The organism is Liquorilactobacillus aquaticus DSM 21051, from assembly GCF_001436755.1.
GTDB classification, from domain to species: Bacteria; Bacillota; Bacilli; order Lactobacillales; family Lactobacillaceae; genus Liquorilactobacillus; species Liquorilactobacillus aquaticus.
The window spans coordinates 25945-46685 of record NZ_AYZD01000009.1 but is presented as its reverse complement, the minus strand read 5'-3'; the positions used below and the strand labels follow the sequence as shown (position 1 = coordinate 46685).

The window sequence follows — 20741 nt, the reverse complement described above, 5'->3', positions numbered from 1 at the left end:
ATTACCGCTATTATAACAAAAATAATTGTAAACCCTTACTAATGCTATCCATCTTTTTTTCTGAGTGTAACTTATAATTTGATTTGTTTTCTTTACGGTCGAAACATTCTATACTTGCCCTTACGTCCAAAAAGATGACAATCTGTTTTTTTAATGGTTGAACGTAACATCCTATTGCCTGAAAAAATAGATTTAATAAAAGCATAATTCACTATTATTAATCTTTTGCTTTTACTAGAGCTAATCTTTAGGTATTGATTTAAGAAAAGGTTGGCAAACAGAAACTCCAATTCTTTGACTTAATAAAAATTTTAGGCATTAGATCGTTTAAAGAATGGTTATTATTTAGCATGTTACAAACCTATCTGTTGTTGACATTCTTATTCGAAATTTTTCATCAGCATTTTTAAGCTACTGTTTTTGAGGGTTCTGTAAAAACGTACCCAAAATTGCTACAAAAAAGTGTAAAGAGAACATTAAAATAAAGGTAAGCGTGAAGTCAGTAGCGGTTATCATAGCACCGCCTATTAATGGTCCGATTGCTCTACCAAGTGAAGCTGAGGTCCCCCCAACCGATTGAATAGATGCGCGATTATAATCTGTAGCGAATCTATTAAGAAGAGCAGGAGTTGTTGTTAATGCCAGCATATCCCCGATTGATAAAAGTGTAATTCCAAAAACAAAACGCCAATATGACCCTGCTCCAACTATGCTCAGATAAGAAATACCAAATAACAAAATTCCTAAAAGCATTCTGAACTTTTCGTTTTCAAAAGTATTTCTAAAAAAATGATTGAATATAGGCTGAATCACTACAATTTCAATTGTTGAAATTGTAAAGAGAAAACTGTACTGCTGAACTGAATTGTTTTTTGACAACATATAAACTGATATATTGCTGTTCCATTGTTCATAACCAATCCAAATAACTATCAGACTTAAACAAAGTATCATTAAGTAAAAAAAATTTTTTTTATTTTTTCTAATTGGGATGCGATAACGCTCATTTTGGGCTAGATGGTGAACAATTTTAATATTTGGAATAAATAACCAAATGATGAAAAAAGTTAGAAGAAAAAGCAGAAAGGCTCCTAGAAACACTATCTTAATACTAACTGAAAATAGTATCCCAGAAAGAAAGGTTGAGATGCCCATCCCGAGGTTTGCTAACCAATAAGCATTAGTGAAAAGATTGCTGTCCTTTTTTTGTTTGTATGCTATATACCCATTGATGCTTGAATTGAGTATCCCTAGACCAAAACCATAAGAAATGATCAGTAATACGTAAAGTGGCCACACAGGGAAGACTACAAGTAAAGCCAATGAAGGCAGTACGATCCCTGCCCCTAAAAAGCTTGTCAATTTTGGATTCCAACGATCAAAGAGCTGAGCACCTAAGAGATTACCAAGCACCATAAAAATAGAAAAAGCCATTAAAACATAGCTAGAAGTAACAAGACTTTTTGCTAGATCTTGATGAATATATAAGGTCGTGATCGGCATAATTAGTCCAATCCCCATATTAACAAACATACTAGCTGAAAGAAGCGAAATATTTTTTTTCATATACAGGACTCCAAATATTGATCATACTGCAGCACTCAAATATTTTTCAATGAGTAAAGCATAACTAACTGAATTATTTTGACAAATCATTGATGCTCAATTCTTGCATCATTAAGGATTTAATACAGTGACCATAAATGAAGTGCCCTACAATTGTTAGACAAGTAAGTCTAATGATTGTAGGACACTTCAAAATATTTCCCTTATTGATTCCAGATAAAAGTGTTTTATAAGTCAAAAATTTGAAAAATATTAAGCTCAACTATATCTTTAACTTTATTAAATCCCAGGCAAAGTTGTGAATTTTGTCTCTCCTAAAAATATAACCAAAAAAGTATTATGTTACCTATTTACCTATGTTCTAGGATCCTTTAAGCGGCAAAAAGCAAGGATAAAGGGAAATACTTTAATCTGCTGTAATGTAACCTTGAGCCTTCAGTAATTCAGCACAAAGTATGGCCCCGCCTGCTGCTCCACGTGCAGTGTTATGAGATAAGCCAATAAACTTCCAATCAAAAATCTTATCTGGACGTAATCGACCAATCGAGATCCCCATACCTTTTTCAAAGTTAACATCGAAACGAACTTGCGGGCGATCATTTTCTGTTAAATATTGAATGAATTGTTTTGGTGCACTCGGCAATTTCATTTCCTGCGGAACGCCGCGATAACTTTCCAAGGCCTGGATCAATTCTTCCTTAGTTGGATTTTGTTTAAAATTAACAAAAGCGGCTGCAGTATGCCCATATAAGACTGCTACTCGTAGACATTGACTTGTAATTACAGGCGAAACTGCGGGGATGATTGCCTTTTCTTGATCATCAACTCGACCCCAAATTTTCAATGGTTCTTTTTCAGATTTTTCTTCCTCGCCACCAATGAAGGGAACAACGTTATTTAAAATTTCAGGTGCTTCTTTAAAGGTTTTACCAGCACCCGAAATTGCTTGGTAAGTTGTTGCTATTACTTGAGTCGGCTCAAATTTTCTCCAAGCTGATAAGGCCGGAGCATAGCTCTGAATTGAACAATTAGGTTTAACGGCAATAAAACCTTTCTTTGTACCGAGACGCTCGCGTTGAAACTTTATAACGCGAGAATGATCTGGATTGATTTCCGGAACAATCATCGGTACATCAGGCGTCCACCGATGAGCACTATTGTTAGAAACAACTGGTATTTCTGCTTTAGCATATTTTTCTTCGATTTTTTTGATTTCGTCTTTGGACATGCTGACAGCTGAAAAAACGAAATCAACTTCGTCTGCAATTCGATCAACTTGATCGACATCTAAAACAGTTAAATCTTTAACTGCCGTTGGAATTGGTCCTTCCATTTTCCAGCGCCCAGCGACAGCCTGTTCGTAGGTTTTCCCGGCACTACGTGAACTTGCAGCAACTAATACTACCTCAAACCAAGGATGATCTGCTAATAATGTAATGTAACGCTGCCCAACCATGCCTGTTGCTCCTAAGATACCAACCTTTAGTTTCTTGTCCATTATTTTTGACCCCACTTTATTATTTATAATTCTTGTCAATTTTCGAATAACTGATCATAATTTTTTCATTTTTGTCTCACTTGAGTGAAATATATCTTTCCTTTACGATAAACTCGAATAATTTCAAAAACGCAAGAAACTATTTAATGACAAGCGCGTTATATTCGTCTTTTGGGTATAAACGATTAGTTTACATACAACATTATGAAAAAATACTTAAGCATTCGATTATAATTAGCCACTTTTTTAAGAATCATACTAGATAGTATTTACCACCTATTTTCAATATTTATGAAAGTATGGTAGCACTACTAAAAAGGAATGTCAAAGTAGTCTTTTTTGATTTACTGCTGTCTGAGAACAACAAAAAATTTATAACGATATATCTTTGCGCATTGAAAATAATTCTGCAAGATTTTTAGCAATTTTTCATGATAAGTAGTGCTGATGTTCAGTGTAGCAACTTGATTAAAATGCTACTTTATAATATTTACAGGTTATTCAAATAGTTTTCTAAAAGTGGAGTCCCTAAACTGACCATATTAACTGCTCCATTGCTAAAACACCAAGTAAGCATTGTGCCACGTACTATAGTTTCAAACTCTTGAAAAAGAATTTCACTGTCTTTTGATGTCCCTACCGCTAATTTACTAAGCATTTTTTTTATTTTTAAAGAAAAAGTCCGCTTTCCAAAATGGTTGCCTGGCATTTCAATATTGGTCTGCAAATTTGCTATAAATGCAGCCGTTGTAATTTCAAGACCAACTTTTTTTGCAAAACGCAGTTCTAGGATTCCAATTTCTAATAGTATTTCTTTTAAATTCAAATTTCTTTTTTCGACTTGTTGAATGTTAAAATTCATAAAATTATTAAAATCTTCATAATAGATAGCGCTAATTATATCTTCTTTTGATTTGAAATGAACATAGAATGTCCCTACAGAAACATGTGCTTCTTTTGCGATATCAGATATTTTTGTTTTTTCGATGCCATGAACGTTAAACAGCTTAATTGCAGCTTTAAATACCTCCCTACGAGTTTTAATTTTTTTTTCTGCACGTGTCATAGTTAAAAGGCCCCTTTGACAATAGTATTTTTTTAAAGTAAAATGAATGTGTTCAGTGAATATGTTCAAATAAATATATTAAGGATGTGAGCATGTTGTTTTTCTTTAGTTTAACCTATATTAAACCGTTAGACGAAGTTGAAAAATTTTTAGATAAGCACAATCATTATTTAGAAACCTTTTATAAAAAGGGAAATTTCGTTTTTTCAGGCAGAAAAAAGCCTCGCACGGGCGGTGTAATTCTCTGTAAGGCGCCTACTCTTCAGGAGGCTGAAAAGATTTATCATAATGATCCTTTTTATAAAGAGGGAATAGCAAAGTACAGCGTTATCGAATTTGAACCAACTAAATCAAATGAAATATTTAAAAAGATAATTGGACACGATAATTAATTTTGTATGTTTTCTAGTTTCTTTTATGATATTCAACATTGTTTCGATCAAAATAAGCGTCTTCTTAATAGGACGTTTTTCTGTAGTTTTGTTTGAATGAAAATTTGTGAACGAACCTTACTGTCATTTTTAATTGCTGATGATGAGGGTCGTTCATTTTTTTGACATAGTTGTATTCGTGTCGCATTTATGGTCACCTTTTAGTTCTGTCATCTTTGATGTTACTATAAATATCCAATCAGTTTGCCAAGAAAATATCCAATAAAAAGTAAGATAAAACCGCCTAGATAACTGAACACCATATAGTTTAGCCCTGTATAAAGATGTTTGTTATTAAAAAGTTCCACAATCTCGGAATTTAAAGTTGAAAAAGTTGTGAATCCACCTACTATTCCAGTCCCCCAGAAGAGAAAATAGCTTTGTTGAAAATGAAAGCCAAACATGAAACCAAGAAGGAATGCACCGCTAAGATTAATTAGAAAAGTTGCTAAGGGCCAGCTTGTTTTGAAATACATTTTTGTTTTCATAGTTATTTCAAATCTCAACAACGAGCCCAGAGCCGCACCAAGTCCTATTAAATATATCAACTTATTATTTTCTCCTTATCTTACTTTTGTTACCCAAATAAATTCCTATAAATGAGCCTAGGAATGTTAGTACCAGTCCACCAAAAATATTTATTGCTACATAGAAAAATAAATACTCGGAATTATTAAGAGAAGTCAACTTAAAAATATCAAGATTGAAGCTTGAAAAAGTTGTAAAAGAACCTATTAATCCAGTGCCCAAACCGAGTGTTAACCATTCTGCAAAATTTTTAAATGTTATGAAGAAATATGTTAGAAGAGCTAATAAGAAACAACCTATGAGATTAACCATGATTGTGCCGTTGAAGCCAAACCACATGCTGAACAGATAGCGGAGTATACCTCCCCAAAATGCAAAAAATAATATACTTAGAGCATTTATCCAATTTTTTTTCATTTGATTTAACCTCCTTTGCAGCAATTGTCTCTTAGTGACAAGTACTTACTATAATTTTAGGCGGCGTTGACGACGTCCCCGTTAACATTAATTATCTGTATTTTTCAAAACTGACTCAAAAAAATTAATTCTCCAACACCACTTCTACCTTGATTCTATCAGGATCTTCAAAATAAAGAGCGTAATGTTTTTTTCCACCTGCATGTGGATATTTTTCAGGGTATAGCTCTTTATATCCTAGAGAATTCAACTCGCTCCTTATTTGTGCAAGCTTCTTTTTGTCTGAAATCGAAAATGCTAGATGATTTAGCCCAACTCTTGTTCGATTGTAAGCTGGCAGTAGCTTTTCTTTAGCAGCTTGGACAAATACGATGTAGGGAGAATTACCTTTACTATAACTTATTCCCCTTTCCCATTGTTGATATTTTTTATATCCTAAATGATCGATCAATAATACTTCCCAAAATCTTCTAGAAGTATATAAATCACTGACATATAGCTCAATATGATGAATTATTCCGTTTTTTTCCAAACAAAACACCTCCGCTACTTACTATTTTAACCAGATTAATGTCCAGATTTGTTAACTATGTTTGTCATGTTAGCCTCTTCGCCGACTTATCTTCGTATTTGATCTTTGCTGCGTAGCTTGTTTTAAATTCTACAGAAAAAGGAAGTGTGACGTAATTGCTAAAATTTGAGTACCAACGCAAAAGTATGGATTTAGCATCTTCCTTGCTACGGGTAATTCGAAGTTAGACGGAAAATTTTGACTTATGGAGCCTGTGTATACAGAATCAATAAAGAAGTGGCTCAAAATTCGTTTTTTGAGCCAGCCCGATTAACCTTAAAGCTATTATTTTCATTACGAGAAAAAATATTAAAAGAGTATGATACGTTAGTACTGGATAACAGGCTAACTTAGTGTATCATCTTTTCTAAAATGCTGGAGTAGTGAAAAAGAAGTTACCAAGCATCCACCCAAGATTACATAGGTCCATTGATTCCAGCTGCTAACGAAAAAGCCAAAAATAAAGTCTCCCACGGGTTGAATTCCATCAAAAAATAAAAAAGTTAATCCGAATATTCGCCCTAAAAATGCAGTGTCAGTCTCACCTTGAATAAATGTAGTAATGCTCCCAAAAAATCTTGTTTGAAAAATGCCATATACTAAAGCAATCAATATCCAGGTTGACAGAGAAAGAAAACTTCCACAAATAATAAGAACAAAACCGCAAAAGAGTTGTTCTTGATAGATGCGCTGAGGTGAAATTTCTCTTTTTTGAAAAGTAAGCCATAAACCACCTAAAATGCCTCCAGCAGCAGAAAAAGTTAGGAATAAACTATAGTTCGTTGAACGTCCTTCAAAAAAATGCTGTGCTACATAAGGTGCAGCCAACAAAAAACCCGCGTAACAAAAATTAAAGATGCCCATGGCTAACATATACATTAGTAATCTTGGATGTTTTTTGACATATTTAAAACCAGTTAAAGTACTAGCAAGGGCTGACTCTTTCTTATCTCCTTTTACATCCGATTTATTTTTATATGGAATTAATAAATTCATCATAAGTGCAACAATATAGGATAAAGCGTTTATCAACAAAAATTCCATAAAATCAATGCCTTTGATTGCTAGCAGAGCTCCACCAATAAGTGGAGCGCCTATATTAGCTAAATTGAAAAAAGTATTTGAAATTGCATTAAATTTTTGCAAATGAGTTTTTGCGACCACTTCAGGTGCAAGCGCCTTAGCCGCTGGATAATTTAAGGACAACATTAAATTCAGGATAGAAGTGATTGCAATTAACAACCAAACCTGAGGTTTTTCATTATTTACATAAAAACTGCCCACAAAACACATCAGGGCTGAAACAATGTCTGTCCAAATTAAAACTTTTTTTCGATTATACTGATCTACTAATAAGCCAACTAAAAAGTCTCCTAAAAGAAATGCTAAACCTCCTAATCCTTCAATTAGGCCTAATGTTTTAGTATTCCCAGTACTTCGAACAATAAGCCAATTAAGACCCAAAACATAAATGGCAGAGCCTAGCTGTGAAGCAAATGGGCTCAATATGAGTGGAAAATAACCTTTTTTTATTTTGTTCATTATAGTTATTAAGAATACATTAAAAGAAACTAGAAGGCAACGCAGCATAAAAAGCACATTTTATTTTTGAACATTAAGACAATATCAGGTTCTATAGATTATGAAAAACAAATGAATGTCTCTCTTTTTTAATCAACTAATTTTTCATTTTAAATGCGAGATCTGTGATCGATCCCCCTTTTCCCATTCATCACGCAGAACACCGTATTTAATAGAATCCCAATACTGACCATTCCAGTAACGAACTTGACGAATTTCTGCTTCTTTTTTCAGTCCCATTTTTTCGGCCAGTCCAAGCATGCGCTGATTGCCAGCCCAAGTGGTCAGTCCGATATGTGGAAGATCTGTTTTTTCAAAAAGCTCGTCAATCCATAAAGAAAACGCTTGGAAACCTATATGCTGCTGCCAGTTGCTCTGATTATAAATTACGATTCCTGCCTCGAGCCATTTTTGCAGATTTCCATCTTCATAGTGTGCAGAGACCATCCCGACCATTCTATTATTAAGCAAGATAATTTTTTTCAACGGATTATTCATGTAGTCAGCACCTACACGTCCAGCAATAAAACTGCTTTTGGTTGGAAGTTCTTCTTGGAAGTATGGCCCATTCCCCTTTGTCCATTCCGCGTCTTCATTGCTGAAAGCCATGTTCCAAAATGCTTCAGCATCTTTGTGTTGAATTTTTCTGAGTTTGATAGTCACAAAAAAAACGTCCTTAGCAATTAAATTTTGAAACGTAGTATCATAATAGTTCACATTCAACGTTGTTAATCAGATCTTAGTTGATTATTACTTTCTTAGTTTGATTACAAAAACCGATCAAAATAATTGATATCTGTCCGCTTTTGAAAACCACAATGTTCCCAAAAATTTTCGCCAATTTGATTATTTTTCATAACGCAGATTGAAATTTTACGAATACCCACTTCTTTTAATCGTACATATACCCGATCTAGTAGATTACTTGCTAATTTCAAATTGCGAAAATCTCCATCTATTGCTAGATGATAAACTTTGCCTCTTCTTCCGTCAGTAGCGCCCATGACCGTACCTATGATCCTATGCTTAAACTCAGCTACAAAACATAAATCTGGATTGAATTTTATCAAGCGACTAATTTCTGTAAAATTGTCCTCTGCTTCTCTTAGGTGCATCCCAGATGTTCTTTTCCAAAGAAGATAAGCACTATCATAGTCCCTTAGAGACATTTTGCGAATCTTAATTTGTTTTATATTTCTAAGCTCTGCTGTCATAGAACACCTCTTTTTAAAAATAATTTAAGCAAAAAAGTATAAAAATTAAATCGTTAACTAACTTATAGTATAAAGGTTTGAAGCCAGTTTATTAAATAAAAGATAAATTTCAAGTAGATTAACTGTCACTGCCAGATATTTGTCAACTCTTTCATTTGTTATTTTTAAACAATGCGTTCATTTAGTTAACTGCATTTGACTCTTGGGTTAACTAAGTTGTATTGTTTTAAACGTAATTATTATTGGGAGGTTTGAGATGAGAGTACGAACTGTAACTCAGGTTGCCTTAATGACATCCATTTTAATTATTTTGGGTTTAATTCCAGCTATTCCCCTCGGTTATATTCCGGTACCTATTGTTTTACAGGACTTGGGGATCATACTGGCTGGAGCTTTACTAGGCTCTAGGAAGGGATGTTTAGCAGTTTTAATGCTACTTACTTTAGTGGCCTTAGGTTGTCCTTTTCTGCCTGGTGGTCGCGGCGGTTTTTTAACTTTCATAGGTCCCTCAGGCGGTTTTTTGATCAGCTATCTCTTCTGCCCCTTACTTATAGGTAAAGGCTTAAAAATATTTAACGACGAAAAAATCTTAGTTGATTTTCTGACAATTTGGTTTGTTGGAGTTGCCTTCATCAACTTTTGCGGGGCTGTTGGTTTAACTTTGTTAATAGGTATGCCCTTTCCCAAAGCTATACTGACTGTTTTGGTATTTGTTCCTGGTGATACGATCAAAGCAATTGCAGCATTATTTATATTCAAGAAACTAAAGGTTTATAAAGCATTCAGAAACTAAACTTAAGGTTGGCTTTTGCACCGGCTAGGTAAAAATTTTTTAAACTCTATGATTTATTATGACTCATGTTAAATTGAAAAAATAAATACATCAAAAAACGATATAAAAATAGCAGTACTATCGAAGACACATATACAAAAATAGTGTCTCAATAAAACTGCCTTGAAATTTTTTATACTTAAACATCTTGCGCCCTTCGTTGTCAAAATGCCAGATTTTCGGCTGAATCGTCCAACCAATCATACCGCATTAGTTTTTTTAATTTTTTATTTACAGGGATCCAGAGTTCATTTCTTAAAAGATCAAACATAACTTGAGTGAAGATTTTATCGTTTTTTAACATAGCTGGTTTATTAATCAAAAGGAATTCATTGGTTTCTGTTTTACAAATGATCTGTTTTTTTCTAACGCCAACAATTTTAGCTGAAACAATATTTAAGTCAATATTCATTAAAATTATCTCCTTTTATAATTGACACCGAAACTTTCGAATCAATATAGTCAGTATAGGCGATAATTGTTAATATCTGCTGAAGCTAAAATTATTTATTTGATAAGAAAAACTACAAATTTAAGGAAAGGCCCTGGAAAGGAGATACTGTTTAGAGATTATTTGCAAACGTAAGTATTTTATAGTCATTTTTGAGGTTACTTTATTTAATATTTATTAAGTCTTTTCGATAATGAATATGGTCCATTGCATTGTGGTTATAACGGTTTATCTGACAAAAAAGCAGGCTAGTAGGAATCAAGTATGATTCCTACTAGCCTGCTTTTTCTTTGAAGAATTTATGTTATAAAGCTCAACGGTAATATGCTATTTTGCATAAAATAATCTTTTCTTAGTACCAACCGTAAGCTTCCCAATGAGCTTTTGCAGCAACCCATGAACCATAACGAGAAGTTACATACTGATTTGCGACCTTTTCTTGATTAGCAGCTGATAAATCGCCATTCAAGTAAGTAATAGTCAACTGATACCTACCATAGTATTGCCCGTTTTGTGCAGTATATGAACCGCTTGATTCTTTTTGAGCGATCCATTCTTTAGCTGCTTCCTCTGCACTTGAGTTAGTTGATGTAGTTGAGTTAGTTGATGCAGTTGTGCTTGTATCATTTACGCTTGAATTTGCAGTAGCAGTACTTGCTACCACTGCTGTATTTGAATTTGAAGATTGATTTCCACTGTTGACTGAATTGTTTACATGGTAAGCTACCGTTCTTTTTGCTTGGCGGTAACCATAATGGTAACCGTATTGACGTTGTGATCTATTGTAGTGGTTTCCAATCGATTGCCGATTTACATTGTGATTTGGCTGAATACCATCAGCATTAACCGCAGTGATTTGAAGGGCAAAAAGACTGGTAGTTGCTAGAGCTGCAACAGTGAGTTGTTTTCTAAGATTCATAACTTATATTCCTCCTATATCAATTTCTTGACTAAAACGACTATGGTGACAAGTATGAGCCTTCAATATCACAAAGGCATTTTAATGAGGTTACTATTTTTTTAAGATTCTAAAATAAAGTCAACTTAATGTAATCTTGGTAATATAGGCCATTAGTTTTCTTTAAAAAACGTAAGTTTATCTTAAATACTGTAAATTGCAGCTTATGCTACAATTAAATGAAATTATTAACAAAGGAGTTTTTCTCATGGTCAAGAAAAAATGGTTTGTCTTATTTCTTTTTATCGTACTAATAAGTGCTTCCGGTTTTTGGTTTTACTGTCAGAATCATGTGGTCAACTATGTGAACCCTAACAAGGAAATGCTGACAACAAAACAGATTAAAAAAAATATAGCCAGCAAATTATCACATGACTTACAAAATAAGCAAAGTTCACTGACAACTGGCTACAGAAAAAAATTGACATCAAGCCGATACACATTAGATAATCCTTTTATTAAATTGAATCCGTATAAAACCTCTCCTCTAACAGCTTTAATAATTTTCAAAACTACTCAAAAAGCAAAGATTAAAATTTCAGTAATTGGTAAAACAGCTGGAACAACTATTACATATAATAATTCTAAGTACAATAAAAAACATGCGCTTCCAGTTTTAGGGCTATATGCAAATTACAATAATAAAATTCGCGTTCAAGCTACATATAAAAATGGGAAAAAAGAGTCTAAAATTTATACTGTTAAGACAGCTAAACTTCCCTCCGAGTTGGCTAAAACAAAGATAAAAGTTACAAAGAACAATAAAAAGCAGATGGTAATTGGCAGTAATAAGCTTACCTTTATTGTTCGTACTACGCACGAACCCTTTGGAATGGACGCCGATGGTGCGATAAGATGGTTCACTGCTAATTATTCTCAGCATGTATTTAGAGAGTTAAGTAATGGTCATTTGCTGTACTTAGCAAAAAAAGACAATACTGGTAACTATTATAATGAAATGCTAGAAACTGATTACTTAGGAAGGGTATATAAAGAATATCAATTCTCTACTAAAACGCATAGTGATGAGGCGGGAACTAGTAAAGGAAGTGATGAAACTATTATCCATCATGATGCAATCGAGTTGACTAATCATAATATTCTAGCTACGGTTTCTGATGGAAGCAAAAAATATATGGAAGATACAATAGTTGAAATATCGCATAAAACAGGGAAAATAGTTAACGTTATTGATATGAAGAAAATTTTACCCAAATCTCTCTACACAAAGTTTAGTTCTAAAAATACTGTTAAGCGCTCCGATGGTAAAAGGGATTGGTTCCATAACAACTCGTTATATTACGACAAAACTGACGGAGGTTTAGTTATTTCAAGCAGAAATCAAGATCTCGTGATGAAAATCAATTATCGAACACACCGCATTAAATGGATTTTTAGCAATAACAAGAAGTGGCCTAAAGCTTATCGAAAATACCTGTTAAAAACTAAGGGCAAAATTTCTTATCCGGGTGGCCAGCATGCAGCTATTTTGACTAATACAGCTGGATCAGTTAAGCGTTTATTGATTTTCAATAATAATATTTCTGTATATCGAGGGAATACTAAAACATCGAAGCAATACTCTCAAGGCGTTGAATACACTATAAATGAAAAAAAGAAAACCATTAAAGAATTTGCACAATATGGCAAACAACTGGGTAAAAAGAACTTTAGCTATTACATCGGCAGCAATCGCTATTTAAGTAAAAATAATCGATTAATTGATTTCGGTTATCGAAATCTGGGAGAAAGCAGCAACATTGTCGAATACAACAATAAAACCAAAAAAGTTGTATTTAATGCAACTATTTCAAATTTTGCTGAAAAAGGTTACGCGTATCGCGCAGAAAGAATGTCATTGTACCCCCAAAAATATTGTTTTGACTTGGAAAATAACTGATATTTTTATAGAAGTAAAATAACAATGCACTTTTCCCCAATTTTAGCAATAATTTCAACTATGAATAAGCAACTCATAGACTTAAATGATGACAATTAACTTTTTAGATATGCTAAACTTGGTTACTAGGAAAATCTAAATTAAAAGTCAGATGATAGTAAATACCAGATAAAACAAGGACGACTATAGAGCATTTTATAAATGCCCCATAGTCGTCTTTTTCATTGTCAATAGCGTTATTTTTGTTGGGGATTGAACTTTTCCAATCTGTACAGCTGTTGTTCATCAACGGTGTTAATACCGTTCTTAAAAGAGTAGCCCATTTTTTGGTAAAAGCCTAACCCGGTAATCGAAGCAGGAATCTCAATCCTTTTTGCACGTTCAAAATATTCATCCTGCTCTAGGATTTCAATCAGTTTTCTGCCAACACCCTGTCCCTGATAATCGGGCAAAACAAATATATTGAATAAACTGCTCTCATTTGTCCTACCCCAGTACGGACCAATCGATCCCACTGCAATTATTTTGTTTATAGTGTCATCAATAAAAACATAACAATGAAAAAATTTAGCCTTTTCAATAAAATTATTGCTAGTTAGCTCTTTGAGATCATTTTCCAAATACGCACGCGAATAATCTTTGATATTAGTTGTAAGCATTGTAGTCGCAACCAATTCAGCGACCTCAACTGCATCGCTGTCTCTAAATAACCGACTTTTAATCATAAAATTCTTTTCCTTTGAAAATTTATTACAAAAGTATGCTCTAAAGCGTGATTAAGAATCCGTATGAATCAATCGCACCTCATTAAAATCTTTCCATTGCTCTGACCCGATTCAAGTAACGCATATGCTTTTCTTCCCTCTGATAAAGAAAATATTTTTGGATCGTTAATAACAATTTTTCCATCAGAAAAATATTTAACTAATCTGGAGAATCTAAATTGTCTTTCTTCTCGACTTGTTAGATAATCCCACAGATCTCCTGTCATAATACTTTTTGATTGTTCAAGAAGTTTTAACGCATCGATTTTCTTGGGATCTCCGCCAGCCATCCCGAATAAGACAACTTTTCCTCGATGTTTAATAAGCGAAATACTTTGATCTAAAGTCTTCCCTACACCATCAAAAACTGTATCAAATTTTCCGCTCACTTTAGTTTCCCATTTATTTGAACGAAGATAAACCTCAGAAACGCCTTGTTTTAAAACTAACTCCTGTTTTTTCTTCGTGGAAGTCACACCATATACATTAATGCCGTCCGCAACAAGCATCTGAAGAAGAATTTGTCCGACCCCGCCACTGATTCCTTGAATAAAAACCTGGTCATGTTTTTGGTTATTTGCCAGATCATGGGCTAAAAAGTCGGCTGTTAGTCCTTGCAGCCCAATTGAAGCAGCTGTCTTTTCTCCAAGATAAGCGGGTACTTTTATTATCTTAGATAACGGGACAGCTACTAATTCTGCGTTTGCAAGTGGAACATCGACAAAAAGCACCTTGTCTCCTAGATGGCTCTTTTCAACTTTATGGCCTAGCTTAACAATTGTTCCAAGTCCTTCATAGCCGTTAATGTACGGACTATGCTTTTCAATATGATAGTTGCCCTTGCGTCTATAAATATCCGCAAAATTTAAACCAATGTACTTCATTTTAACTAAAACTTCATTATTCTTCACTTCAGGATCAGGGAGAGAATTATATTGTAGAACCGAATTATCTCCAAAGTGGTTAAAATATAGTGCCTTCATTCCACATTATCCTTTCAAAAAAAACATATTATATTAATGCTATTGTAACGAAGATAAGTCAAACATTCAACGTTTGCTTAAAACCTGCAAGAAAAGTATATTGATGCTTTACTCTGATGGAAGATTGACTAATTCAAGGCGTTCTTTGCCTTAGCAAGCAACTTCTATACTATTTCAAAAGAAAACATGTCAGCTTAAAAAATGCATTAAGGTCCCGCTCTCCCAGAGAATATAACCTCCTAATCCAATATAAACGATAGCTGTAATATAGCTGCCCCATTTTTCTAAAATATTTGCGACTAATGGTATCCTGCTCAAGAGCAAGCCCATTAAACAGAATAATGAAAGCATGATAAAAAACGTGATAATAACGACCATACTATTAGCTAAGTCCATTTGAGCAAAAAGTGGGACATAGATACCTATATTATCAGCACCGCAAGTAACGATGGTGATAATAGCAACATTGAAAAAAATATTTTTCTTGCTTTGAAGGCGTTTTTTAATCGTGGATTCATCATCGTTTTCATTCGAAATAAGAAGCCGAATTCCAAGGAATATTGGAATCAAACCCAGCAAACCTAGTATCCAATCTTCAGGTACTAATTTTAAAATATTTGCGATGAACAAACTAGTGATAACTAAGACAGTTGTCCCTAACAAATCTCCTCCATAAATTGACCATTTGTTTTTTCTGCTCGTAGTTCCAAAAATAATCATCAAAATAACTAAATAATCGATGCTTGTTGAAATATATGCAGTGATTCCTGTAAAAACAGCTTGTAACATTTTATCCCCCTCCTGTGGTGATTACAATTATTTTTACATGTTATCATATACATATGAAGTTTACAACATATAACATTTGAAAGTTGTAGTTACTTCAAGTAGTTTTGAACAGGATTCCTTTCTAAAATGAATTGCTGATAATAAAACAATCCATTATTTTCAATTCTCTTGCAATTTCAAGCAAAATTTAGCTGTAGTACAGCATTTATTTGTGATGAAACCTATAAACAATAAAAAGCACAGTAAAGCAAATCTTAACAAATTATGAATCTTTTAGTGAATAAAACTATAATTGTTTCAGTAATTGCACTAGAATTCTTTCCTTCGTCATTTTACAGATTTTTACGCTCAAGTCTTAATAAAACAGCGAAAAACTGATTGTTATCCTTTTCTTTTAGGAACATTGACGTTTTTGAAATCGGAAAAATAACTTGTTTGCTGGATGGTATTGATTCAGTGAACATTTAAGTAAAAGAATACCTCCATTACAAAGCTTTCACTTTGACGTGGGGGTATTTGCACTTTATTAAAGTTATTTCTTCGTACAGAGTTGCTCAGCCATACATCTCATTTAGTGTCTCTGCGAAAAGATCTATTTCCGCAGGTGTGTTAGAGGGGCTAAATGAAAGCCTAATATAGCGTTTTGTTTCTTCGGCGGATAATCCTAAAGATAGCAAAGACCGATTAGGTCTGGGATCCTTAATACTGCAGGCGCTCACAGTTGAAAAGCAGAAGCCTGATTGTCCCATCGTAGTTACTGCTTCTTGTGCTTGTACCTGTGGCAACATTAATCCACAAATTCCAGGATAAGCGCCATGTATAACCTTGATCTCCCTAGATATATTTTTTTCAAGTCTTGTTTGTAATCCCTTTAGATACGAATAATTTGCATCGATTTTAGGATAAGCTTCTTGAAGAGCAGTTGTCATACTAACAATACTAGGGACATCCAGCGTTCCTGGCAGAAAACCGTTCTGTTGAAAAACATTATTATATTGAGGTACAGTCAATGCATTTGGTGAAAGAAACAAAAGGCCACAGCTTTTGGGACCGTTAAACTTATGGGCACTGCAACTGAATCCAGCTAAATTGGAAAAATCTATAGGAATTTTAGCGGTAGCTTGAACAGTATCTACGAACAGTGGGATTTTATTTTCACTTGCAATAGTTTTCAAGGATTTGATATCTTGAACGATTCCTACGATGGAATTAACTGCCTGAATTATTATCAGCGCTGTTTTCGATGAGATATTTTTTTTCAAAATAGTTGGTGTGACTTTACCAGCGCTGTCTACGGGAAGAAAGCGGATGTGTGCCTTTTTGTCAGCTTCAAACTTATCTAAAATTTGATAAACTGATGAGTGTTCAAGCGGACTTACTAGAATTTCATTTTTTTTGCCGCCTACTTTTGCTAAAGTACTGATACCGACCTGATTACTTTCTGTTCCACCACTAGTAAAAATAAGACCGTCAGGTATCACATTGAATAATTTTGCGATAGTCTGTCTTGACTCATCAACCAATGAATTGCTTTGATTGCCAAAAAAATGCAGACTTTCGCTGTTTCCATAAAAGTTTTCTGCTACTTCTCTGTAAGACTTCAAAGCAGCCGCACTCATTTTTGTTGTTGCTGCATTATCAAAATAAATCATTAAAATCATCCTAACTAAGATTTAGCATTGTATCTAAAGCTTTTTTAGCCCAAAAAGCAGTTTCATCATTAACCTTGATGACATTTAAATCTGCAGCACCGCTTATTAAATTGTCCATTGTAAAAGCTAAGTGTGGAAGATCGATCCGATTCATCAAGACACAAGAACATGCAATCGGATTTAGCAGCATAACCTTCTTATCTGTGTATTCTTTCTGGAGCCGTCTTACCAGGTTATTGTCTGTTCCAACTGCTATTCTTGTTCCGGCAGGTGCACACTTAATATAGCTAATAAGCGCGGCTGTAGAACCGACTTCATCAGACGCATTGACCACATCATTTCTACATTCTGGATGAACGATAATTTTTATATCTGGATAGGCCGAACGTAACTTCTCTATCTGTGTCACATTAAATTGCTGATGTACAGAACAGTACCCATCCCATAAAATGACTCGTAGCGCATCTGGATAATCAGCGACCAATGTATTAGTCAAAGGTTTCCAAAGCCCGATCTCATCCTTGTCGATTCCAAGTTTTAAAGCCGTATTCCGTCCCAAATGCTGATCGGGCATGAAAAAAAGTCTTTTCTTCTTTTTGAGAGCCCAGGCAACTACTTTAGTTGCATTTCCCGATGTAACGACAATTCCGTTCTTTTTTCCAACAAAACTTTTGATGGCAGCACTGGAGTTAACATAAGTGACAGGCATAATATCGTCCCCGTATTGCTGAGCCAAATAATTCCATGCAGTAGTTACCTGAAAAGCATTCGCCATGTCTGCCATTGAACATCCTGCGGTCGGATCAGGAAGAATCACGTCTTGATAATCTTCTGTCAAAATATCCGCTGTTTCAGCCATAAAGTGAACACCACAGAAAACAATTTTACGCGCTTGTTTATTTTGGGAAGCAGTTTGCGCCAATTTAAGTGAATCACCCGTGGCATCAGCAAACTGAACAATCTCATCCTTTTGATAATGATGTGCAACTAGAAGAAGATCTTTGCCAAATTCTTGTTTGATCTGCCTGATACGTTTAATTTGTTTTTTAGGGTCCTCATCGTAATATTGAGCAAGTTTTATTTTTTCCGCAATATTTGCTAGTTTCATGCTTTGATAACACCATCCAATACAAGACTGATGTCCAGCGGCTTTACTTCATTAGTCAAGCACCCTAGTGAAATAAAATCAACGCCGCAACCCTTGTAATAAGCAATGTTTTCAAAATTTATTCCACCAGATGCCTCGGTCGTGATATGTGTGGGCACTATTTTTATCCATTTTTTTATTACTTCTGGTTTTTGATTATCAAACATTATAGCGTCAATGTGGCTTTTTATGGCTACTTCGAGCTGCTCTTTTGTTTCGATTTCTACTTCAACTTTAGTCATTGGTCCAATATTTTCTGTGACTAATGTCAAAGCATTTTTGATTCCGCCTTTCGCTGCTAAGTGATTGTCTTTTAACATTAATCCTGCACAGAGATCGAAGCGGTGATTTTGTCCGCCGCCGACTTTAACTGCATACTTGTCAAAGTACCTTAAGCCCGGCGCTGTTTTTCGTGTGTCTGTAATTTTTATTGCAGGATCTTCTAGTTTTTGAATTGCTGTATGTGTGGCAGTCGCGATTCCACTCATGCGCTGCATTAAATTCAAAATAACTCTTTCACCGGCAAGCACATTTTTTGCCAGCCCACTAAATCTTCCAATAACAGTCCCAGCTGCAACATTTTTTCCCTCTGAGACACGGGCTTGATACTCAACATTTCCCAAAATTTCAAAAACAATATATGGAATCTCCTGCCCGCATACTACACCGCTTTTCTTTGCAACTAGCGAACCACTAACTTTCTCTGACTTAAAGAAAAAGTCACTAGCATCTCCAAATGAAAGATCCTCTAGTAAGAACTCTTCAATTTTATTTTTTGCTAATAAATGATTCATATGATTCTAAACTCCCTTAATATAATTTGCACCCAAGCTTTTCGGCTGTGCAAGAGCCGATTTAGCAATCAGTTCTGCACAAATACATAAATTGGCAATGGTTAAATCTTTTGATGACAATTGTTTGGGATTTAATTCTTTGTAGTTAAATTTGTCGAGCCAGTTTAAAAAGTTGTTTAAGTCAGTTTTTGAGCGAACTACACCAATTTGTTTCCAAGTTTTTTCTAATAGCACATCTTTTGAGGGTAACTTAGATTTGATATCAGAATTACTAGGACTATCAACAGTATAGTCATTGTTTTTATTTTCAGCAGTTGGAGTTTTGGCAATTGCTTCAGCAGCCCTATTAGAACTGACTAAGCAATCCAACAAAGAATTACTTGCAAGTCTATTAGCACCGTGAACACCATTGCAAGCAACCTCTCCAACGGCATACAGTCGTTTAAGAGATGTCTGTGCATCAAGGTCTGTTTTTATTCCACCCATAAAGAAATGGGCTCCTGGTTGAATTGGAATTTTTTTTGTTCTTTCAAAATCGATCTGATGATTAGCCAAATTGCGGCTAACACCAGGAAACTTCTGCTTGAAAGACTGGATTTTTGAAATATCAAGAAAAAGTCTGTGTCCTTTTTGCTGCCATGCTTTGAGCTTTCTTGTAACAACATCACGCGGTGCAAGATCTTTCTGCGGAGTATCTTCCATTATTTTGTTGCCATTTTCATCAATCAAAATAGCCCCAGCGCCACGAATTGCTTCCGTTATCAGGCCATAGCACTTATCATTTTTGGTCAATAAAGTTGGATGAAACTGGACATATGCCATGTCTTTTAACTTTATGTTATTTCTGAAAGCAAGAGCTATTCCATCACCGGTAATAGTTTGATCATTAGTAGTTAGAGGATATAGATGTCCCAGGCCACCGGAAGCCAGAATCGTAAAATCGGCATATTTAGTTTTTATCGCGCCCTTTCTATTTCTGATTACAACACCTTGACATTCACCTTTTTCTACGACAAGATCCAAAACAGTCGTATTTTCTTCCCATTTGATATCATTTCTGATCGTACTTTGAACAAATTCTGTTAATGCATGCCCGGTCTGGTCTCCCTGTGCATGTAAAATTCTTCGAAATCGATGTGCGCCTTCAAGACCAAATGACAACTGACCGTCACTTTCCCTGTCGAATTTCATTCCTTGCGCAATCAAGTCATCAATCAATTGGGGACCAATCGTGACTAATTGTTTAACTGCTTGTTCGTCATTATGATACTTCCCGGCCTTCAAAGTGTCTTCCTCATGTACCTTAGGAGAATCTCCTTCATCAAGAGCGGCAGCAATACCTCCTTGCGCAAGCATTGAATTGCTGTCAATACGCGTTTTCTTTGTAATGATTGTTATATCGTAATCTGCAGGTAACTGTGTTGCTATGTAACTTCCGGCTAAACCAGCGCCGACAATAATAACTTTTTTCATTATGGTAAACCCTCTTAATTTTTAAGTTAAAGCAATTATGAAGTAAAAAGCGCTAGGTGTCAAGACACCCTCTGAATATTAGTTTTAATGTCTCTTTAGCAAAGCAATAATAATGCTTTGCGAGAT

General features: G+C 34.6%; 20 protein-coding genes and 1 pseudogene. 3 read left to right on the top strand and 18 right to left on the bottom strand.

What is annotated here, in order from left to right:
• Positions 1–411: 411 nt before the first annotated feature.
• The 3 genes from FC19_RS01745 to FC19_RS01735 form a co-directional block, all read right to left on the bottom strand.
• Entirely contained in the window at positions 412–1566 is a 1155-nt protein-coding gene (locus tag FC19_RS01745; RefSeq protein ID WP_057875277.1) for an MFS transporter, read from the bottom strand.
• A 406-nt stretch (positions 1567–1972) separates the two neighbouring features.
• Entirely contained in the window at positions 1973–3064 is a 1092-nt protein-coding gene (gene asd, locus FC19_RS01740) for an aspartate-semialdehyde dehydrogenase (protein ID WP_057875276.1), read from the bottom strand.
• Positions 3065–3554: 490 nt separating this feature from the next.
• On the bottom strand, positions 3555–4130 hold the full coding sequence (locus tag FC19_RS01735; RefSeq protein ID WP_057875275.1) for a TetR/AcrR family transcriptional regulator: 576 nt from the start codon (positions 4128–4130) through the stop codon (positions 3555–3557).
• 95 nt (positions 4131–4225) lie between these two features.
• On the opposite strand from FC19_RS01735, the gene FC19_RS01730 reads away from it, so the two are divergent.
• Positions 4226–4522: a YciI family protein gene (locus FC19_RS01730; RefSeq protein ID WP_057875299.1), complete on the top strand. Its 297-nt coding sequence runs from the start codon at positions 4226–4228 to the stop codon at positions 4520–4522.
• Positions 4523–4746: 224 nt separating this feature from the next.
• Here the strand turns inward: FC19_RS01730 and crcB are convergent, their stop codons facing one another.
• The 6 genes from crcB to FC19_RS01700 all read right to left on the bottom strand — a co-directional run bounded on the left by crcB (position 4747) and on the right by FC19_RS01700 (position 8872).
• Positions 4747–5109, bottom strand: a complete 363-nt coding sequence (gene crcB, locus FC19_RS01725; protein ID WP_057875274.1) for a fluoride efflux transporter CrcB — start codon at positions 5107–5109, stop codon at positions 4747–4749.
• Between the two features lie 4 nt (positions 5110–5113).
• On the bottom strand, positions 5114–5506 hold the full coding sequence (locus FC19_RS01720) for a fluoride efflux transporter FluC (protein ID WP_057875273.1): 393 nt from the start codon (positions 5504–5506) through the stop codon (positions 5114–5116).
• 124 nt (positions 5507–5630) lie between these two features.
• The gene (locus tag FC19_RS01715; RefSeq protein WP_201782298.1) at positions 5631–6023 is read right to left on the bottom strand and encodes a VOC family protein; all 393 of its coding nucleotides are present in this window, start codon (positions 6021–6023) and stop codon (positions 5631–5633) included.
• 399 nt (positions 6024–6422) lie between these two features.
• Positions 6423–7619, bottom strand: a complete 1197-nt coding sequence (locus FC19_RS01710) for an MFS transporter (RefSeq protein ID WP_057875298.1) — start codon at positions 7617–7619, stop codon at positions 6423–6425.
• A 144-nt stretch (positions 7620–7763) separates the two neighbouring features.
• The gene (locus FC19_RS01705; RefSeq protein WP_057875271.1) at positions 7764–8321 is read right to left on the bottom strand and encodes a GNAT family N-acetyltransferase; all 558 of its coding nucleotides are present in this window, start codon (positions 8319–8321) and stop codon (positions 7764–7766) included.
• Positions 8322–8425: 104 nt separating this feature from the next.
• Entirely contained in the window at positions 8426–8872 is a 447-nt protein-coding gene (locus tag FC19_RS01700; RefSeq protein ID WP_057875270.1) for a GNAT family N-acetyltransferase, read from the bottom strand.
• A gap of 256 nt (positions 8873–9128) precedes the next feature.
• Here FC19_RS01700 and FC19_RS01695 point away from each other — a divergent pair, with 256 nt between their 5' ends.
• A complete protein-coding gene (locus FC19_RS01695; protein ID WP_057875269.1) occupies positions 9129–9665 on the top strand; it encodes a biotin transporter BioY in 537 nt (178 codons plus the stop codon).
• A 202-nt stretch (positions 9666–9867) separates the two neighbouring features.
• Here the strand turns inward: FC19_RS01695 and FC19_RS01690 are convergent, their stop codons facing one another.
• Positions 9868–10116 carry a hypothetical protein gene (locus FC19_RS01690; RefSeq protein WP_057875268.1) on the bottom strand — a complete coding sequence of 83 codons (249 nt, stop codon included), beginning with the start codon at positions 10114–10116 and terminating at the stop codon, positions 9868–9870.
• Between the two features lie 391 nt (positions 10117–10507).
• Positions 10508–10768 (bottom strand): annotated as a pseudogene (locus FC19_RS11980) (aggregation-promoting factor C-terminal-like domain-containing protein); the annotation flags it as partial.
• Between the two features lie 553 nt (positions 10769–11321).
• On the opposite strand from FC19_RS11980, the gene FC19_RS01680 reads away from it, so the two are divergent.
• Complete coding sequence (locus FC19_RS01680; RefSeq protein WP_057875266.1) at positions 11322–13013, top strand: aryl-sulfate sulfotransferase; 1692 nt, start codon at positions 11322–11324, stop codon at positions 13011–13013.
• A 236-nt stretch (positions 13014–13249) separates the two neighbouring features.
• On the opposite strand, the gene FC19_RS01675 is transcribed toward FC19_RS01680, so the two are convergent.
• The 7 genes from FC19_RS01675 to nadB all read right to left on the bottom strand — a co-directional run bounded on the left by FC19_RS01675 (position 13250) and on the right by nadB (position 20615).
• Positions 13250–13738 carry a GNAT family N-acetyltransferase gene (locus FC19_RS01675; RefSeq protein WP_057875265.1) on the bottom strand — a complete coding sequence of 163 codons (489 nt, stop codon included), beginning with the start codon at positions 13736–13738 and terminating at the stop codon, positions 13250–13252.
• A 68-nt stretch (positions 13739–13806) separates the two neighbouring features.
• Positions 13807–14760, bottom strand: a complete 954-nt coding sequence (locus FC19_RS01670; protein WP_057875264.1) for a zinc-binding dehydrogenase — start codon at positions 14758–14760, stop codon at positions 13807–13809.
• Positions 14761–14949: 189 nt separating this feature from the next.
• The gene (locus tag FC19_RS01665; protein ID WP_057875263.1) at positions 14950–15549 is read right to left on the bottom strand and encodes a cadmium resistance transporter; all 600 of its coding nucleotides are present in this window, start codon (positions 15547–15549) and stop codon (positions 14950–14952) included.
• Positions 15550–16103: 554 nt separating this feature from the next.
• Positions 16104–17201, bottom strand: coding sequence for a cysteine desulfurase family protein (locus FC19_RS01660; protein WP_057875262.1), 1098 nt, complete (start codon positions 17199–17201; stop codon positions 16104–16106).
• A gap of 10 nt (positions 17202–17211) precedes the next feature.
• Positions 17212–18309 carry a quinolinate synthase NadA gene (gene nadA, locus FC19_RS01655; protein WP_057875261.1) on the bottom strand — a complete coding sequence of 366 codons (1098 nt, stop codon included), beginning with the start codon at positions 18307–18309 and terminating at the stop codon, positions 17212–17214.
• Positions 18306–19142: a carboxylating nicotinate-nucleotide diphosphorylase gene (nadC, locus tag FC19_RS01650; RefSeq protein ID WP_057875260.1), complete on the bottom strand. Its 837-nt coding sequence runs from the start codon at positions 19140–19142 to the stop codon at positions 18306–18308. The genes nadA and nadC overlap by 4 nt, the downstream gene beginning before the upstream one ends.
• Positions 19143–19148: 6 nt before the next feature.
• Complete coding sequence (gene nadB / locus FC19_RS01645) at positions 19149–20615, bottom strand: L-aspartate oxidase (protein WP_057875259.1); 1467 nt, start codon at positions 20613–20615, stop codon at positions 19149–19151.
• Positions 20616–20741 lie beyond the last annotated feature (126 nt).

Excerpts from the sequence above, each read along its gene's own strand:
- FC19_RS01735 (WP_057875275.1), bottom strand. The coding sequence starts at position 4,130 with ATGACACGTGCAGAAAAAAAAATTAAAACTCGTAGGGAGGTATTTAAA.
- FC19_RS01680 (WP_057875266.1), top strand. The coding sequence starts at position 11,322 with ATGGTCAAGAAAAAATGGTTTGTCTTATTTCTTTTTATCGTACTAATA.
- FC19_RS01675 (WP_057875265.1), bottom strand. The coding sequence starts at position 13,738 with ATGATTAAAAGTCGGTTATTTAGAGACAGCGATGCAGTTGAGGTCGCT.
- FC19_RS01695 (WP_057875269.1), top strand. The coding sequence starts at position 9,129 with ATGAGAGTACGAACTGTAACTCAGGTTGCCTTAATGACATCCATTTTA.
- nadA (WP_057875261.1), bottom strand. The coding sequence starts at position 18,309 with ATGAAACTAGCAAATATTGCGGAAAAAATAAAACTTGCTCAATATTAC.
- FC19_RS01720 (WP_057875273.1), bottom strand. The coding sequence starts at position 5,506 with ATGAAAAAAAATTGGATAAATGCTCTAAGTATATTATTTTTTGCATTT.
- asd (WP_057875276.1), bottom strand. The coding sequence starts at position 3,064 with ATGGACAAGAAACTAAAGGTTGGTATCTTAGGAGCAACAGGCATGGTT.
- nadC (WP_057875260.1), bottom strand. The coding sequence starts at position 19,142 with ATGAATCATTTATTAGCAAAAAATAAAATTGAAGAGTTCTTACTAGAG.
- FC19_RS01670 (WP_057875264.1), bottom strand. The coding sequence starts at position 14,760 with ATGAAGGCACTATATTTTAACCACTTTGGAGATAATTCGGTTCTACAA.
- FC19_RS01745 (WP_057875277.1), bottom strand. The coding sequence starts at position 1,566 with ATGAAAAAAAATATTTCGCTTCTTTCAGCTAGTATGTTTGTTAATATG.
- FC19_RS01660 (WP_057875262.1), bottom strand. The coding sequence starts at position 17,201 with ATGATTTATTTTGATAATGCAGCAACAACAAAAATGAGTGCGGCTGCT.
- FC19_RS01710 (WP_057875298.1), bottom strand. The coding sequence starts at position 7,619 with ATGAACAAAATAAAAAAAGGTTATTTTCCACTCATATTGAGCCCATTT.
- FC19_RS01700 (WP_057875270.1), bottom strand. The coding sequence starts at position 8,872 with ATGACAGCAGAGCTTAGAAATATAAAACAAATTAAGATTCGCAAAATG.
- nadB (WP_057875259.1), bottom strand. The coding sequence starts at position 20,615 with ATGAAAAAAGTTATTATTGTCGGCGCTGGTTTAGCCGGAAGTTACATA.
- FC19_RS01690 (WP_057875268.1), bottom strand. The coding sequence starts at position 10,116 with ATGAATATTGACTTAAATATTGTTTCAGCTAAAATTGTTGGCGTTAGA.
- FC19_RS01665 (WP_057875263.1), bottom strand. The coding sequence starts at position 15,549 with ATGTTACAAGCTGTTTTTACAGGAATCACTGCATATATTTCAACAAGC.